At 62.1% G+C, this 16,548-nt stretch carries 17 protein-coding genes; 7 read left to right on the top strand and 10 right to left on the bottom strand.

All coding sequences use genetic code 11. The features are described from left to right. Positions 1–37: 37 nt before the first annotated feature. Genes ABH944_RS35840 through ABH944_RS35820 form a run of 5 tightly spaced genes read right to left on the bottom strand, consistent with a single transcriptional unit; the run spans position 38 to position 5,850 of the window. Positions 38–1,390, bottom strand: a complete 1,353-nt coding sequence (locus tag ABH944_RS35840; RefSeq protein WP_404612642.1) for a 2-hydroxycarboxylate transporter family protein — start codon at positions 1,388–1,390, stop codon at positions 38–40. Positions 1,391–1,438: 48 nt separating this feature from the next. Beyond that, positions 1,439–2,809 (bottom strand): short-chain fatty acid transporter, encoded by a 1,371-nt coding sequence (locus tag ABH944_RS35835; protein ID WP_404612644.1) that lies wholly within the window; start codon positions 2,807–2,809, stop codon positions 1,439–1,441. A 58-nt stretch (positions 2,810–2,867) separates the two neighbouring features. Further along, a complete protein-coding gene (locus ABH944_RS35830; RefSeq protein WP_404612646.1) occupies positions 2,868–3,692 on the bottom strand; it encodes an amidohydrolase family protein in 825 nt (274 codons plus the stop codon). A gap of 35 nt (positions 3,693–3,727) precedes the next feature. Next, positions 3,728–4,930, bottom strand: coding sequence for a CaiB/BaiF CoA transferase family protein (locus ABH944_RS35825; RefSeq protein WP_404612648.1), 1,203 nt, complete (start codon positions 4,928–4,930; stop codon positions 3,728–3,730). Continuing rightward, complete coding sequence (locus tag ABH944_RS35820; RefSeq protein WP_404612650.1) at positions 4,927–5,850, bottom strand: HpcH/HpaI aldolase/citrate lyase family protein; 924 nt, start codon at positions 5,848–5,850, stop codon at positions 4,927–4,929. Before ABH944_RS35820 ends, ABH944_RS35825 begins: the two co-directional genes overlap by 4 nt. A gap of 75 nt (positions 5,851–5,925) precedes the next feature. Here ABH944_RS35820 and ABH944_RS35815 point away from each other — a divergent pair, with 75 nt between their 5' ends. Then, complete coding sequence (locus tag ABH944_RS35815) at positions 5,926–6,798, top strand: LysR family transcriptional regulator (protein WP_404612652.1); 873 nt, start codon at positions 5,926–5,928, stop codon at positions 6,796–6,798. Positions 6,799–6,922: 124 nt separating this feature from the next. Here the strand turns inward: ABH944_RS35815 and ABH944_RS35810 are convergent, their stop codons facing one another. Then, positions 6,923–7,210 (bottom strand): hypothetical protein, encoded by a 288-nt coding sequence (locus ABH944_RS35810; protein ID WP_404612654.1) that lies wholly within the window; start codon positions 7,208–7,210, stop codon positions 6,923–6,925. A gap of 85 nt (positions 7,211–7,295) precedes the next feature. After that, positions 7,296–9,017, bottom strand: a complete 1,722-nt coding sequence (gene poxB, locus ABH944_RS35805) for a ubiquinone-dependent pyruvate dehydrogenase (RefSeq protein WP_404612656.1) — start codon at positions 9,015–9,017, stop codon at positions 7,296–7,298. A 316-nt stretch (positions 9,018–9,333) separates the two neighbouring features. Between poxB and ABH944_RS35800 the strand changes: the two genes are divergently transcribed. From ABH944_RS35800 to ABH944_RS35790, 3 genes are all read left to right on the top strand, one after another. After that, positions 9,334–10,047 (top strand): pseudouridine synthase, encoded by a 714-nt coding sequence (locus tag ABH944_RS35800; protein WP_404612658.1) that lies wholly within the window; start codon positions 9,334–9,336, stop codon positions 10,045–10,047. Positions 10,048–10,194: 147 nt separating this feature from the next. Continuing rightward, positions 10,195–11,061, top strand: a complete 867-nt coding sequence (locus ABH944_RS35795) for an alpha/beta hydrolase (RefSeq protein ID WP_404612660.1) — start codon at positions 10,195–10,197, stop codon at positions 11,059–11,061. Positions 11,062–11,194: 133 nt separating this feature from the next. After that, a complete protein-coding gene (locus tag ABH944_RS35790; RefSeq protein ID WP_165936529.1) occupies positions 11,195–11,371 on the top strand; it encodes a hypothetical protein in 177 nt (58 codons plus the stop codon). Here the strand turns inward: ABH944_RS35790 and ABH944_RS35785 are convergent. Further along, on the bottom strand, positions 11,337–12,473 hold the full coding sequence (locus ABH944_RS35785) for an NAD-dependent epimerase/dehydratase family protein (protein ID WP_404612662.1): 1,137 nt from the start codon (positions 12,471–12,473) through the stop codon (positions 11,337–11,339). The two genes, ABH944_RS35790 and ABH944_RS35785, sit on opposite strands and share 35 nt — an antisense overlap. Before the next feature lie 59 nt (positions 12,474–12,532). On the opposite strand from ABH944_RS35785, the gene ABH944_RS35780 reads away from it, so the two are divergent. From ABH944_RS35780 to ABH944_RS35770, 3 genes are all read left to right on the top strand, one after another. Then, a complete protein-coding gene (locus ABH944_RS35780) occupies positions 12,533–13,564 on the top strand; it encodes a CDP-6-deoxy-delta-3,4-glucoseen reductase (RefSeq protein WP_062081022.1) in 1,032 nt (343 codons plus the stop codon). Between the two features lie 296 nt (positions 13,565–13,860). Beyond that, positions 13,861–15,045, top strand: a complete 1,185-nt coding sequence (locus ABH944_RS35775; RefSeq protein ID WP_404612664.1) for an acetylornithine transaminase — start codon at positions 13,861–13,863, stop codon at positions 15,043–15,045. Continuing rightward, positions 15,042–15,464 carry a GNAT family acetyltransferase gene (locus ABH944_RS35770; RefSeq protein WP_404612666.1) on the top strand — a complete coding sequence of 141 codons (423 nt, stop codon included), beginning with the start codon at positions 15,042–15,044 and terminating at the stop codon, positions 15,462–15,464. The genes ABH944_RS35775 and ABH944_RS35770 overlap by 4 nt, the downstream gene beginning before the upstream one ends. A 63-nt stretch (positions 15,465–15,527) precedes the next feature. Here ABH944_RS35770 and ABH944_RS35765 read toward each other — a convergent pair whose 3' ends face one another. Together ABH944_RS35765 and ABH944_RS35760 are read right to left on the bottom strand one after the other, a co-directional pair. Continuing rightward, entirely contained in the window at positions 15,528–16,232 is a 705-nt protein-coding gene (locus ABH944_RS35765) for an ABC transporter ATP-binding protein (protein WP_097265852.1), read from the bottom strand. Between the two features lie 32 nt (positions 16,233–16,264). Beyond that, positions 16,265–16,548: ABC transporter ATP-binding protein C-terminal domain-containing protein (locus ABH944_RS35760; RefSeq protein ID WP_472975143.1), on the bottom strand; the 284-nt coding region annotated here is incomplete at its 5' end.

The following is a 16,548-nucleotide window of genomic DNA, read 5'->3' as shown; positions in this document are numbered from 1 at the left end:
CGATTCAACGCGGATTCAACGCAGATACAGCGCAGATTCAACGCATATAAGCGAACACCGCCAGTGCGGCCATTACCGTGATCGCACCGCCAATGCGCGTCGCGATCTGCGCGAACGGCATCAGTTCCATGCGGTTGCCTGCCGTCAGGATAGCGACGTCGCCCGTGCCGCCCAGTCCGCTGTGGGTTGCGTTGACCATCGCGGCTTCCACCGGATGCATACCCATCAGCCGGCCCACGCCGAAGCCCGTCACCACCAGCGTCAGCACGGTCACCACGGCCGTCACGATATTCGCCCAATGAAATGCCGTTACGATCTCGCCCCACGGTGTCATGGCGACGCTGATGGCGAACATCAGCGGATACGTGACGGCGGTGGAAAAGAACGAATACATGAAGCGAGCGCCGCCGCGCACGCGGGGAGAAACCGCTTGCAGCAATTGCGCCGCGACCACCAGCAGCAGCATCACCACAGGCGCAGGCCAGCCGAACCATTGATGGCTCAACTGCCCGACCAGATACAGCGCGATGGCGGTAGCGCCTGCTGCGGCAACCGAACTGACATCGAATTCAAACGCCACAGGCGCCACCGCCGATGTGTCCGCTTGCGAGGAATCGGTGTTACGCGTCAGTTGGCCGTTGCCGGTCCACGCCGGTTTCTTCGTACCCACGTAGTTCAGGAAACCCGCACAGCAGATAGCCGCAATGTTGCCGAGCATGACCGCCGACAACACCTGCGCGAACAGCGGGCCTTGATCGACACCGAGCGTCTGCGCGTACCCCATCGACAGCGGCAACGCGCCCTCACCCACGCCACCCGCCATGATCGGTACGACCACGAAAAAGAGCGTGTGTTTCGCGCCAAGCCCAAGCAATGCGCCCACGCCTGTACCCACCAGCGCCGCTGCGAGCGAACCGGCGCAGACCGGCACGAATATCTTGATGAAGCCCTTGATCAGCGTCTGCCGGTCCATGCTCAGCACGCTGCCCACGATAATCGCAGCGATGAAGAGATAGAGAAAATTGGTGCTCTTCGTGAACGACGTCACCGACTTCACCACGCTCACCGGCATCAGGTGGTAATAGATCAGCGCCGACGGCAGGAAGGCCGCGAAGATCGACGTTGCGCCAATGTGGCGGATCCACGGAATGCGCCGCGCGAGTTCAGCGCAGGTAAAACCGCCAACGGCGACCAACGCGATGCCGGTCGGAAGATCGGCATCGAGTTTGCCGCCGGCGGCCATGGCGGCGAGCACGAGCAGCAGCACGATATACACCGGCAAGGGCAACACGCCGATACGGACATCGAATATCACCCACCAGCGATCTCTCCATGCCGTTACGCCCGATGGCGCCGCGGCGTGGGGATTGCGTGTTTCAGACGTCTCCATTCAAGTCTCCATCACTTCGTTTTTCCAGCACACGAATAGCGCGAACGCCTAGATCAGCAACAGCAAGGCCGCGCCATACACCACGGCGCCGAGCAGGAAGGTCATCACGGTGAAGCCAAGCACGCGCTGCACGCCGACACCCGCCATGGCGACCACCGGTGCGGCCCAGAACGGCTGCAGCATGTTGGACACCTGCTCGCCCATGGCGACCGCCATCGTGGTGCCGGGTACCGATGCATGCAGCGCCACCGCCGCGGGCACCACGAACGGACCCTGCACCGCCCAGTGGCCGCCACCGGACGGCACGAGGAAGGTCACGATCAGGGAACACACGTAGCTCCAGAAAGGCAGCGTGTGCGCGTTCGAAATAGCGATGAAAAAGTGCGACAGCACGTCGGGCAAACCGGTCGCGTCCATGATCCCCATGATGCCGCCGTAGAGCGGGTACTGCAGCATCATCGAGCCGGTCTGGCGCGCGGCATTCTTGATGGCATCGGCGTAAGCGAGGGGGTAGCCGTGCAGCACCACGCCCGCGATGAACATCACGAAGATCACCGCGTTCACGCCACTGAAGCTTGTCTTGTGCGTCCACGCAATCGCCAGGAACGACACCCCCGCCGCGCCGATAAACGCGCTGCCCACCCACGAATATTCGAGCCACTTCGCCGGCGTGAGCTTGCCTGCGGGACGGGTCTTGGCGGGCGGATCGGGATTCTTGTCGAGATCGAGCACGACGATGTCTTCATCGGCCGGCTTGAGAAAGGCCAGCACGATCGGCGTGGCGACCAGCATCACGATCGTCGGCACCAGATTGAACGCGGTGAACACCGTGCTGCCGAACGGCAGCACCTGCCCCGTCAGCTTTTCGACGACGTTCATGGCGCTGCCGTGCGTCGCCTGCGCGAGTGCGATCGAACTCGAGATACCGCTCGCCCACACGACCCAGCCGGAGAACCCGGCCGCGACTATCCACGCAAAGTCCACGCGCATGCGCTTGGCGACTTCACGCGCGAGCAGCGCTGCAACCACGAGCCCGAAACCCCAGTTGAAAAACGAGGCCACCGCTACCGACACAAAGGTGAGCGTGGCAGCCTGAACCGGCGTGCGAGCGAGAGAAACCACCGCACGAAAAAGCCGCTGCACAGGCGGCGCGTGCGCGAACGCATGGCCCGTGACGAGGATCAGTGTGATCTGGAACGCGAACGTGAGGATATCGAAGAATCCCTTGTACCAGCCACCGACAATTCCCATGAACGACGCGTGCGGCGCGAATAACGCCGACACGACCGCAACGAACGCGGTGATCATGATGGCGAGAACGAACGGGTCGGGAATGACGCGTTCGAAGAGGTCAATGGTCGCGTTGGTGAAGCGCGTTTTACCGCTGCCGCCCGAAGGTGAAGCGCTCGCTGGTTTCAAGTCAGTCTCCTGTAATTGTTGTTGGATGTTTTAGCGTCGGACGGCGTTAGAAGTCATTTCAGAAGTCATATAGCCTGGCGGGGTTATCGACGAGAATGGCGCGGCGTTGCGCGGGGTTTTCCACCCAGTGCGAAAGCAGGTCGAACAGCGCGGCATCGTCGGGCTTGGCCGTCTCGGTTGTGTGCGGCCAGTCGCTGCCCCACACCAGCCGCTCAGGCGCCGCATTGACCCATGCATGCGCCGCGCGGTCCATGTCGCTGTAGCGTTGCGCTTCGCCCACTCGCGAATCGAGGTACGGACCCGACAGCTTCAGCCACGCACGCCCTCCATCCAGCAGCGAACGAACAACGCCGAACGCCGGATGATCAATACCCTCGGGCAACGGCAAACGCGCGAGGTGATCAAAGACGATCTTCGACGGCAGGCGTCTTAGCAAAGCCTCATGTTCCACAACCTGAGCCGCTGTCCAATGCAACTGGACATGCCAGCCAAGCTCATGCACTCGTCGCGACAACGACTCCACCATGTCGAAGCCGACCACCGCCTGCACCGGCGTGTACAGCGTGAAGCGAATCCCGCGGATACCGCCTTCGTGCAACGTGACGAGGTCCGCATCGCTCACGTCGGGACGCAGCACCGCCACGCCGCGCGTACGGTCTGCGCCCAGTTGCCGGATCGCGTCGAGTGTCACGCGGTTGTCAACGCCATAGATACGCGGCGTCACGACCACCGTGCGTGTAGTGCCAATGCGCGCCTGAATCTCACGGCGATAGTCGTCGGCGTTAGCGCCGTTCACCAGCGTGCCGCTGTGCGGATAGCGGGCGTCGTAGACATGCATATGCGCATCGCAGGCAAGCGGTGGCGCCGGGGTGTTTGCGGGCATGACGTGTCTCCTTCTCTTGCTTGTTTTATTCGCTTTTATTCGATCACGCGCTTCGCCCGGAGCGCTTCGATGTCCTCGCCCGACATGCCTTGTTCGCTCAGCACCTGCTCGGAATCCTGTCCAAACGTGGGCGCGGCGAACGGTTCGGGACCGGGTGTCCGGCCGAACCGGATCGAACGTTTGAGCCCGCGATATCGCCCCACTACCGGATGCTCGTACGTCGCAATCATGTCTTCGGCCAGCACTTGCGGGTCGTCGAACATGTCTTCGACCGTACGCGCCGCGGCACAAGGCACGTCTTCGCCAAACAGCGCTTCCCATTCCAGCGCGGTTTTAGCCTGCAAGGCGGCGTGAAGCTGCGGCACGATTTCATCTACGTGGAGTGCGCGCTTCCTGACGGTATCGAAACGCGGATCGGCGGCGAGTGCATCGAGGCCCGTCTTGCGGCACAGCGCCTGCCAAAAATGCGGCGTATTGGCGGAGATGTAGAGGTATCCCCCGCGCGTCGGATGAATGCCGGTGATGCCGCCGGAACGCATGTCACGGCCGACTTCGCGGGGCTCGTTGTCAGCCCAGACCAGACGCGCCGACTGCATGGCGAGTGCGCTGCGCAACAGCGACACGCCCACGTACTGTCCCTCGCCGCTGCGCTCACGCTCGAACAACGCGGATGACACGCCCCCGGCTACCAGCGCCGCCGCGTAGTAATCCACCACCGATCCATAGAGCACTTCGGGCGGCCCCCCGCTCTTGCCTTGCATCGTGCACATGCCGGTCATGGTCTGCAGGACCTGGTCGTAGCCGGCCTTGTCCTTGAGCGGTCCGGTTTCGCCATAACCGGTCACGGCGCAGTAAATGAGTCGTGGATTGAGCACCTTCAGCTGCTCGTAATCAATACCGAGACGCGCCGGCACGCTCGGCCGGAAGTTGTGCACGAGCACGTCGGCGGTCGCCACCAGCGCCTTGAGTGCAGCCAGCCCTTCAGGTTGTTTCAGGTCGAGCGCGAGACCAAGCTTGCTGCGGTTCACGCCAAGAAACGCTCGGCTTTCGCTCTCGAGCGTCGAGGGATATTTGCGCAGGTTGTCGCCTGCGGGCGGCTCGATCTTGATGACTTCGGCGCCCTGGTCGGCCAGCAGGCTGCACCCATACGGCCCGGCGATATACGCGCTCAGGTCAAGCACACGAATGCCGCTCAGCGGTCCGCGTGCGCCATCAGGTCTGCGGGATGGCTTGCTCATGGCCGTGACCCCCGATGTTGCGTTGAAGCCGCGCCTGAAGCCGTATTCAAAGCCACCTGTGCCACGATCGCCCGCGCCCGAGCGACGAACGGGCCATCGATCATCTTGCCGTCGACCACGTACGCGCCCCGGCCTGCCGCATCGGCTTCTGCTGCCGCCTCGACCACCCGTTGCGCGTGGGCGATCTCATCGGGCGTCGGCTGGAATACTTCGTTGGCGAGCGCCACCTGGCTCGGATGAATGCAGCTCTTGCCGATAAAACCAAGACTGCGTGCAAGCCGCGCTTCGGCCTGGAAACCGGCCTGATCGCGGATATCGGCAAACGCCGCGTCGTAGGCGAACACGCCCGCCTCGCCCGCCGCCATGCTCAACGCAAACATGGCCTGCTGGATCGCCGCGGTCTCCCGCCGCGCAATGCCCAGCGGCTCGAACAAGTCACCCAGCCCAAGTTGCAGGCCTTTCACGCGAGGATGCGCGCCGGCCAGTTCAAACGCACGGCGCAATGCGCCGGGCGATTCGATATTCAGCAGCAAGCCAATCGGCTCCGTCACGCCGTTGGCGCGCTCGGCGGCATCAAGCGCGCTCGCGGCTGCCCGCACGTCGTCGGCATGGCGCGGTTTCGGCAGGTTGATCAGATTGACGCCCGCCTGCACGACGGCGGCGAGATCGGCTTCGAAATGAGGTGAATCGATGGCGTTCACGCGCACGATCATCGTCTTTCCACCGAACCGGTCCGAAGACGAAGCATTCGAACCGGATGGAAAACCCAGAAGAAGATCGCGCAGATGCGCCCGGGCTTCGGGCTTGCGCGCCTCCGACACGGAGTCTTCGAGATCGAAAGAAAGGGCGTCTGCCTGGCTCGCCAGCGCTTTGGCGAACAGTTCGGGCCGTGAGCCCGGAACAAATAATTTGCTTTTCATCCCGCCAGTCTAGTCATCGGCACAATGAAGATAAAGCGATAGAATGTGCCTTCAAAATCAACTAAAAGTATCTTTATGGAGACCTCGTTCCTGACCAGTTTCCTGCTGGTCGTCGACACCGGCTCAATGGCCGAAGCCGCGCGCCGCCTCGACCTGACGCCTGCTGCGGTGGCGCAGCAGATCCGCGCGCTCGAGCGCGAATTCGGTGCGCCGCTCCTCGCGCGTGCCGGCCGGACGGTATCGGTCACGCCTGCAGGCAGCCGGATCGTCGCGCAGTCGCGGGGTTTGCTGCGTGAACTCGCCGACCTGAAGATCCTCGCCAACAACGAACACGCGACGGGCGAGCTCAGGCTCGGCACGATCAATACGGCGCTGCATAACCTGCTGCCGGACATCCTGGCGCATTTTGTCAGCGCTCATCCGCATGTGAAGGTGTTCATTCAGTCGGGATCCTCGAACGAATTGTATGAAGCATTGCGGCAAGGCGACGTCGATGCAGCCGTCTGCACGCATCCCGCGTTCGCCATGCCGAAAACCTTCGTGTGGGAGCTGCTGCGTGAGGAACCGCTGGTGGTGATCGCGCCGGAGAGCCTGGCGAAACGCGACGCGCATGACCTGCTCGCGAACGAACCGCTGATCCGCTACGACCGCTCGCGGGCGGGCGGCAAGGAGGCCGAGCGTTATCTGAGACGTGCGGGGATCGTGCCGACCGAGCGCTTCGAACTGAGCTCGCTCCCAGCCATCGCGATGATGGTGGATCGCGGACTCGGGGTATCCCTCGCACCGGATGTCGCAACGCCAATAACCGGCACCTTGCGCATCGCGCGGATCAGCTTGCCAATGGAGTCAGAACCTCGCCGCTTCGGCGTGCTCTGGAAACGGGGGTCGGTACGTGACCGGCTGATTCGCGGCCTGGTGGACTGCGCGCTGCAGTGCGTGCGCGGCTAATGGTATGAAAATACCGGGGCTGCTTGCACCGCCCCAAAAACAATACGGCGGCGCGTTTGCACGTGCCGCCGTATGTAGCGCCTGACACATGCTGTCCCGGGCGCTTGGCTCCTGACCTTGCCGCTTACTGCGGTTGGCCCTTGTCATTGGTACCCAGGGCCGACGCGGCTGCGGCAGCCGATGCACCCTTCAGGTGCGACGCCTTGTCTTGTTGATGCAACGTCGTACCGTGGACGCCCGATGCTGCTTTCTTATGCTTGAAGTGCGGCAGGTGCGGTTTGGGTTCTGTAGGACTGACAGCAGGCTTGCTTTCGTCCGTCTTCGAACCGCCACCACCCGATTGAGCCATTGCCGTGCCTGCGAACGCGAATGCGAGCGCACCAACCATTGCAATTTGCGAGAACTTCTTCATTACCAATCTCCCTGGAGTTATAAATCGATTGCAGCACCGCATTGTTGTTCGAAATACAGAGAATTTCAACGAATTCAGCGCATTCCTATCGAAAATTGGTTTTGGCCAACTCAACGATTTCGTCCCCGCGCCCGTTCAGGATCGCGCGCAGCATATAGAGGCTGAATCCCTTTGCCTGCGCCAGTTCCACTTTTGGCGGCATGGCCAGCTCGTGTTTGGACGTCACCACGTCCACGAGCGCCGGTCCGGGATAGGCGAAAGCCTTCTGCAGAGCCTCTGCAATGTCCTCCGACTCCTCCACCCGGATGCTGAAAATCCCCGCGCCCTGGGCGATGGCGGCGAAGTCGGTCCTGGCCAGATCGACGTTGGTATCCAGGTATCCGGCGGCCTTGAGCTCCATGGAAACGAAGCCAAGCAGACTGTTGTTATAAACCACCACTTTGATGGGCAGATCGAGCTGGCGGGCGCTGAGCAAGTCGCCGAGCAGCATTGACAACCCGCCGTCGCCCGACAGCGAGATCACCTGCCGCCCCGGATTCGCGCCCTGCGCGCCGAGCGCCTGGGGCATCGCATTGGCCATGGAACCGTGGTTGAACGAGCCGTGTAGCTGGCGTTTGCCGTTCATCGTGAGGTAACGCGCGGCCCAGACCGTCGGCGTGCCGACATCGGCGGTGAAAATGGCGTCTTCCGCAGCCGCTTCGTTGATGAGTTTCGTCAGATATTGCGGATGAATCGGCTTGCCCGGGCCTGATGGCGTAGCCAGTTCGTCGAGCCCCTTTCGCGCCGTCGCGTAGTGCTTGCGGGCGGTATCGATGAAATTGCGGTCCGGCTTGCGCGTGAGCTTTGGCAAAACCGCCGCGACCGTCTCCTTGACCGTGCCGACCAGCCCCAGTGCAAGCGGCGCGCGCGAGCCGAGCTTCGAGCCGCGCCAGTCGACCTGGATGATCTTGGCGTCGGCCGGATAGAACGGCCGGTAGGGGAAATCGCAGCCGAGCAGCAGCAGCGTGTCGCACGACATCATTGCGTGGTAGCCGGAGCTGAAACCGATCAACCCCGTCATGCCGACGTCGTACGGGTTGTCCCATTCAATGAACTGCTTGCCGCGCATCGCGTGGACGACCGGTGCGCCCAGCATGTCCGCGAGCGCAACCACTTCGTCGTGCGCACCCGCGGTGCCGCTGCCGCACATGAGCGTCACCGCTTCCGACTCGTTCAGCATGGCCGCAAGCCGGTCTATATCGATGTCCGATGGCAGGATGGTCGACGGCCCCGTGGCGGACCAGCCGGGTTTTTCCGTTGGCGCGTCGCTCAACGCGACATCGCCGGGCAGCACGATCACCGCTACGCCGCGCTCTTCGATCGCCGTGCGCATTGCGCGGGCGAGCACGCGCGGGAATTGCGCTGCGCTCGACACCAGCTCGACGTAGTGGCTGCATTCCTTGAACAGCGCGGTCGGATGGGTCTCCTGGAAGTAGCCCAGCCCGATTTCCGTCGATGGGATATGCGCGGCAATCGCCAGCACCGGCTGCTGGTTACGGTGACAGTCGTACAAGCCATTGATCAGGTGCAGGTTACCCGGGCCGCAACTGCCGGCGCACACGGCAAGCTTGCCCGTCGAAGCCGCGTCGGCGCCTGCCGCGAACGCCGCCACTTCCTCGTGGCGTGTATGCATCCAGCGGATGGAGCCGACCTGGTCGAGGCTGTAGGCGAGCCCGTTCAGGCTGTCGCCGGTAACGCCCCAGATACGCTCGACGCCAGCCGCCGCCAGCGTCCTGGCCAAAAATTCCGCAACCGTGTTTCTTGCCATGTCCTGCTCCTTGGGTGAAAAGAGGGATCGGAGTGGTGGAAAGGATGCCGGCTTGTCAGCGTCCTTTCGTCATACGCGTGAGACAGGTCAAAACGACAGATCAAAACGGGCACAAAGCGAAAAGCATAAACGTCATGCAGGGGAGCAACTATGAAAAGACCTTAATCGGCCTGCTTTACGAATGGCCGACGACGGAGGCTGGCAATGGTGGAATGACCGCGCGCCGCCCCCGTTCACGCAGCCGCCAGGCGGGATCGAAGCGCAGCGGTTGCTAGAATGTCCGTCCCCCTTTCCGCCTGAGCCAAGAACCGCCCTGATGGATCTCGAACGCATTCTCTTCACGCAGGGCTTTGGCTCGCGCCGCCAATGCCGCGCGCTCGTGGCGGATGGCCGCGTATCCATCGCGGGTTCGCTTTGTACCGATGCCGCGATCGACATCGCGTCTGACGCGCTCGCGTCATTCGAGTTTCAAGTCGATGGCGCGACGTGGCGGTATCGGGAAAAGGCGTATCTGGTGCTTAACAAGCCGCCGGGATACGAGTGCTCGCGCGATCCGCAACATCACCTGAGCGTCTTTCACCTGTTGCCGCCGCCATTGACGGAGCGCGGCGTGCAATGTGTGGGACGTCTGGATCAGGACACGACCGGCCTCCTGCTTCTCTCCGACGACGGTGCGTTCGTGCATGCGTTCACGTCGCCCAAACGCAAGGTGCCGAAGGTATATCTCGCGACCACGCGCCATCCACTGGACGATGCTCAACTCGGCGCACTGCGCGACGGCGTCTTGCTGCATGGCGAATCGCAGCCAATTGCGGCCGTTAGCGCAAAACAACGCGACGAGCGAAAGCTCGAACTGTCGGTGCTTGAGGGCAAGTACCACCAGGTGAAGCGGATGGTCGCGGCGGCGGGGAACCGCGTGGAGCAATTGCATCGGGAGCGTATTGGCGGCTTTGGTTTGCCCGATGACCTGGCCGAAGGCCAATGGCGCTGGCTGGACGATGCAGACCTCGCCATGCTCAGGCAAGGCTGATGCGCCCGGCGTGCGTCATGTTCGTGCGATAGCGCGCTGAGTCACGATCGCGGCGGGTTTAACGTCACGATGAGACCAAGCCGGTGCGCTGCATCCATCCGCGCGCTTCGAGCGTAGAACGTGGCATCCCCCTGCTTTTCGACATTTATGCCCGCACAAGAAAAACGCCGCATCGTGACATTCGGGCTTGCCAGTCTTGCCGCTGCGGCGCTCGCCGCCTGCAGCCCCGTCGAACTTTTGAACGCCGCCATCCCTTCGGGTGGTTACAGGAAAACGTCAGGTATTGCGTACGGAAGCGATCCGCGTCAGGTACTCGACGTCTATGTGCCCGTCGCGGCCGGCACCGAGCCGCGCCCGGTTGTCGTCTTCTTCTACGGTGGAAGCTGGCAAAACGGCGACCGTGGCAACTACCTGTTCGTCGCACAGGCATTGACCTCACGCGGTTACGTGGCCGTGCTGCCCGACTACCGGACATATCCGGAAACGGCGTTTCCCGGTTTCGTTAATGATGCGGCAGCCAGCGCACGCTGGACCCGTGACCACGCACATGAATTCGGCGGCGATCCGTTGCGGCTGTTCGTCATGGGTCATTCGGCAGGGGCTCATCTTGCCGCGCTGATCGCGACGGATCCGCGTTACCTCGCTTCGCAAGCGATGTCGAAAACCGACTTGCGCGGCGTGATCGGCCTGGCTGGACCTTACGATTTCCTGCCGATCAAGGACCCCACGCTACTCGACGTATTTCCGGCGGGCACGCGCGCCGAGAGCCAGCCGATCAATTTCGTCACTGGCCACGAGCCGCCGATGTTCCTCGCAGCCGGCACGGACGACACCGTTGTCGATCCCGGCAACACCGACCGCCTGGCGGCCATGCTGCGCAAACATGGCGACTCGGTGGACGTAAAACACTACGACGGCTTCGGCCATATCCGCATTGTTTCGGCGCTGGCGTTGCCGTTGCGGGGACGCTCGACGGTGCTCGCAGATGTATCGGCCTTCATTGACTCGCGATGAGCGGACTGTGAGCCGGACTGTCGCGATTCAATAGGTGTTAACACAGCGCGCTGGTGCCGCGTTGCAGCATGCCTTTCTTACGACGTAAATCTATACTCCTTACACGACTATTAAAAGAAGCAGGAGGGCCATCATGGCCGCTCACATGACCATTGCAATGATTGCGTTCGTGGCTTTCAGCGTGTTGTTCATCGTCGGATTGCTGGTGACGATGCATCTGCGCCATCGCTATCAACCCAACCTGATTGGTGCGCTGATCGGGGCTTTGCTGTGCTTCATTCTGCTGGAGACTCTACCGGTACTGATGTGATGGTGAACTGAGCATTCGCCTCGCTCCGGAAGTCGCGCAGGAAGTCGCGCAGGAAGTCGTGAATGCTCGGATAACGCAACGCGTAACGCATTTCGTCTCGCAGCCGGGTGTTCTGCAGACGTCGCGATTCACGCATGAACGAGAGCATCATCGGCTCGAGTTGCGTCTCCGCCTGCTCGCGCGAAACACGGGGAGCGCGTGGCAAACCGAACGCATCGGCGACCAGGTCGAAATAGTCCCCCATGCGCAAGTCGCTATCGTCCGATGCATGCACCACGCGCTGCGGACGTGCCCGCCGGATCGCGAGTACGAGAATGGCGGCGAGATCGTCGGCGTGGATGTGGTTGGTATAGACGTCTTCGGCCGGTGCGAGCGCCGGCGTGCCCTTCTGCAGCCGTGCCAGCGGCAGGCGGTTGCCGGCGTAAATGCCGGGAATCCGCACAATCGATGCACTCAGCAGACCGCGCTGCGTGGCGCCCCGCAATTGCCTTTCCGCCGATACCCGCCGTTTCGCACGCGCGTTGTCCGGCCTGACCGGGCGCGTTTCGTCGATCCACGCCCCGCCGCAATCGCCATAAACCCCCGACGTGCTCGCATAAATCAGGCGGATTTGCCGCGGGCGCGCGGCGGTACCCGGAACCCGGTCGGGTACAATAGACGGTCTTTTTATGGCTTTGGCGTGCATTTTGACGCCCGCTCGCATGCTGCTTTTGAAGGTCGCGCGAAACCATCCGCGCCACGCCCTCTGGCGCGCAACCGCGCTGGTCGCCCCGCGCGCAACGGACCGTCGCTGCGCACTCAGCGCGGCAATCAGCGCGCGGGTCCTGCTGTCGTCGTCGCCGTTTTTCTGGGGCGGCGCGAGATGCAGCACCGTGGACGCAAGACCGGCCAGGCGCCGCAGGCTGCGGCGCTCGTCCAGGTTGCCGATCAACGGTGTCGTGCCGGCTGCGCGAAGTTCAGCGGCACGCGCGGGTTGACTTGATAGTGCGATCACGCGAGGCGCGGCGGCACGGTGAGCGAGAAGCGGCACGCACCGCAGGCCGACATCGCCGCAACCGGCAATCAGCACGCGCGCGCGGCGTAGTTTTCGAGTGGCGATCATGCTGTCGATTGTAGCCGCGACAGCTTTTGCATTTGTTTCATCCAACTCATCCAGGATCTATGGCTTTCAACGTTACGCTCCGGCAAAGCGGCCGGCAGTTTCAGGTAGAACCCGACGAAGCGGTGCTGCTTGCCGCCCTGCGTCAGGGCATTGGACTTCCCTACGGCTGCAAGAACGGAGCCTGCGGTTCCTGCAAGGGCACGGTCGTGTCCGGCGAAGTCGAGCAGGCGCCGCATTCATCGTCAGCATTGTCCAACGACGAGAAGACCCGCGGCATGGCCCTTCTCTGCTGCGCGACCGCCAAGGGCGACCTGACGGTCGACATACGCGAGGTCGCAGGCGTAGGCGACATCCAGGTCAAGAAGCTGCCCTGCCGCGTGAACGCGCTGGAACGCAAGGCGGGCGACGTCATTGAACTGAAGCTGCAATTGCCGGCCAACGAGCGTCTGCAATACCTGGCCGGCCAGTACATCGAATTCATATTGAAGGACGGCAAGCGCCGCAGCTATTCGATGGCGAGCCCGCCGCACCATGAAGGCCCCATCGAACTGCACGTGCGCCACATGCCCGGCGGCACCTTCACGGACCACGTGTTCGGCACCATGAAAGAGCGCGACATCCTGCGCTTCGAGGGCCCGCTCGGCACGTTCTTCCTGCGTGAGGATTCAGAGAAGCCCATCGTGCTGCTCGCTTCCGGCACGGGCTTCGCGCCCATCAAGGCGATCATTGAACATGCCGTGTTCAAGAACCTGAACCGGCCCATGACGCTCTATTGGGGCGGCCGCCGCAAGCAGGACCTGTACATGATGGACATGGCGGAACAATGGGCGAAGGACGTGCCCAACTTCTCGTTCGTGCCGGTGCTGTCGGAACCCGATGCAAACGACGCGTGGACTGGCCGTACGGGCTTTGTTCATCGTGCTGTCATTGAAGATCTGCCAGACTTGAGCGCGTATCAGGTGTACGCGTGCGGCGCGCCGGTCATGGTGGAATCCGCGCAGCGCGATTTCACGAGCCACCACCGTTTGCCGGAGGACGAGTTCTACGCCGATTCGTTCACCAGCGCGGCGGATCTCGCCAATCCGGTTTAAGCACACTGAAGCCGGCGAGTGTGGCGGCTCGAAAAAAATCGGGCCGCCATGGTTTACACGCAGGAACTTCATATCGTATTCTTCGCGAATGCTCAAAATTTACGCCACTCTTCGACGTCGCCGCTCGCTGCTCCCCTAGGGATGCCGCTGGCTCGTCACGGATTGGCGCTTGAGTTTTCGAACCAGCGCACACTTCGCCACCATGAAGCCACGGAATTCCGTGGCTTTTTGCATTGTTGGTTCGGTATTTTTCCCTGCCACCTTTTTTCCTTGCTGTTTTCGTGGAGCCCGCCGTCATGAATTTCCAAGAGTACCCCGTCGAATCGTTGATGTTCATCACGAACCGTCCTGAGATCGTGTTCACGCACGGCAAGGGTTCCTGGCTCTACGACAACAACGAGAAGCGATACCTCGACTTCATCCAGGGCTGGGCGGTGAATAGTCTGGGTCATTGCAATGACGGCATGATCGAAGCCATGGACAAACAGGCTCGTACGCTGATCAACCCGTCGCCGGCTTTCTACAACGCGCCGATGGCCCAGCTCGCCGGCCTCCTGACCGCGAACAGCTGCTTCGACAAGGTGTTCTTCGCCAACAGCGGCGCCGAAGCCAACGAAGGCGCGATCAAGCTCGCGCGCAAGTGGGGCAAGAAGTTCAAGGGCGGCGCGTACGAGATCATCACGTTCGATCACAGCTTCCACGGCCGGACGTTGGCGACCATGTCGGCCAGCGGCAAGCCGGGCTGGGACACCATCTATGCACCGCAAGTGCCAGGCTTCCCGAAGGCTGACCTGAACGACATCGCGTCGGTGGAAAAGCTCATCACCGATAAAACCGTCGGCGTGATGCTCGAGCCTATCCAGGGTGAAGGCGGCGTGATCCCGGCCACGCGCGAGTTCATGCAGGCTTTGCGCGCGCTGACGAAGAAACATAACCTGCTGATGATCGTCGACGAAGTGCAAAGCGGTTGCGGCCGCGCCGGCACCTTGTTCGCGTATGAATTGTCGGGCGTGGAGCCGGATGTCATGACGCTCGGCAAGGGCATTGGCGGCGGCGTGCCGCTGGCCGCGCTGCTCGCGACCAAGGAAGTCGCATGCTTCGAACCCGGCGACCAGGGCGGCACGTACAACGGCAATCCGCTGATGACGGCCGCGGGTTTTTCGGTGATTTCCCAACTGACCGCGCCGGGCTTTCTCGAAGGCGTGCGTGAGCGCGGTGAGTACCTGAAGGCGCAGTTGCTGCAGCTCTCCGAAGAGCGCGGTTTTAACGGCGAACGCGGCGAAGGTTTGCTGCGCGCGTTGCTGCTCAATAACGACAACGGTCCGAAGATTGTCGACATGGCGCGCGACATGGGACCGGATGGCTTGCTTCTGAATGCGGCGCGGCCGAACCTGCTGCGCTTCATGCCGGCGCTGAACGTGACGAAGCCTGAGATCGACCAGATGATGTCGATGCTTCGGACCGTGCTGGATTCGCTATGATCATCCGGATTTTCGACGAGCGTGACACGCAGGACGTGCTCGCGCTCTGGGCACAAGCGTTTCCGGAATACGCCATGCCAGGAAAGCCGCAGCGTGATCCGCGTTTATCGATTCGAAACAAGCTCGCCATGCAGCCGGAGTTCTTCTTTGTCGGCATGTTGGAAGAGCGCTTGATCGGCACGGTGATGGTGGGTTACGACGGGCATCGCGGATGGATGTATTCGCTCGCGGTCGCCGAGGATCAACGCGGTAACGGTTATGCCCGTGCGCTGGTCCGGCACGCGGAACACGCTCTCGCCGCTATCGGATGTCCGAAGCTCAATCTGCAGATCATGGCGAACAAGCCTGAAACGCAGGCGTTTTACGCGAAACTCGGTTATCAGATGGATGAAGTGGTCAGCTTCGGCAAGCGGCTTTGATCACGCATTAAAAAAGCCGCATGCCCTTCAAAGGCATGCGGCTTCTTCATTCACCAACGCCGATCACTCGCCGAGATAGGCCGCCCGCACCTTCGGATCGTCGAGCATGGTCTTCGCGTCACCGGACATCGTCACCAGACCCGAGTCCATCACGTAGCCGCGATTCGCCGCCTGCAGCGCCAGACGCGCGTTCTGCTCAACCAGCAGCACCGTCAACCCTTCGCCCGAAATCTCGCGCACCACTTCGAAGATCTTCTCGACCATGATCGGCGAGAGACCCATCGACGGTTCGTCCAGCAGCAGCAGCTTCGGCCGCGACAACAGCGCCCGCGCCATGGCCAGCATCTGCTGCTCACCGCCCGACAACGTGCCCGCATACTGCGACGCCCGCTCTTTCAGCCGCGGGAAGAAGCCGAACATGCGGTCGGTGTCCTTGTCGATTTCGTCCTTGTCGTTGCGCAGGTACGCGCCCATCTGCATGTTTTCAAGAATCGACATGCGCGCAAAAATACCCCGCCCTTCCGGCACCATCGCCAGACCGCGCTTGAGCAATTCGTGCGATGGCACGCCCTTGATCGACTCGCCCATGTATTCGATATCGCCAGCCGAATACGCCTTCAGGCCCGTGATGGCTTTCATCGTGGTCGTCTTGCCCGCGCCGTTCGCGCCGATCAGCGTCACGAGTTCGCCCTTGCCCACTTCCAGGTCCACGCCCTTGACGGCATGAATGCCGCCATAGCTGACCTGCAGCCCCTTGATCTTCAACATCGCTGCGCCGTTCGCGCCATTCGTCGTAGCCATCAGTGAACCCCTGCCCCGAGATAAGCCTCGATCACCTTCGGATCCTTCTGCACGTCCTGCGGCAGACCCTCGGCGATCACCTTGCCGTAATCGAGCACCGTCATCCGGTTGCACAATCCCATCACCAGTTTCACATCGTGTTCGATCAAGAGAATCGTGCGGCCGTCGCTGCGAATCTTGTCGAGCAAGCGCGTGAGTTCGACCTTCTCCGTCGCGTTCATGCCGGCAGCAGGTTCATCGAGTGCGAGCAGCTTCGGATCGGTCGCCAGCGCACGTGCAATTT

It is taken from the genome of Caballeronia udeis (assembly GCF_044909315.1).
GTDB classification, from domain to species: Bacteria; Pseudomonadota; Gammaproteobacteria; order Burkholderiales; family Burkholderiaceae; genus Caballeronia; species Caballeronia udeis_A.
The sequence above is the reverse complement of the archived record's forward strand: the minus strand, read 5'-3'. Positions and strand labels throughout refer to the sequence as shown.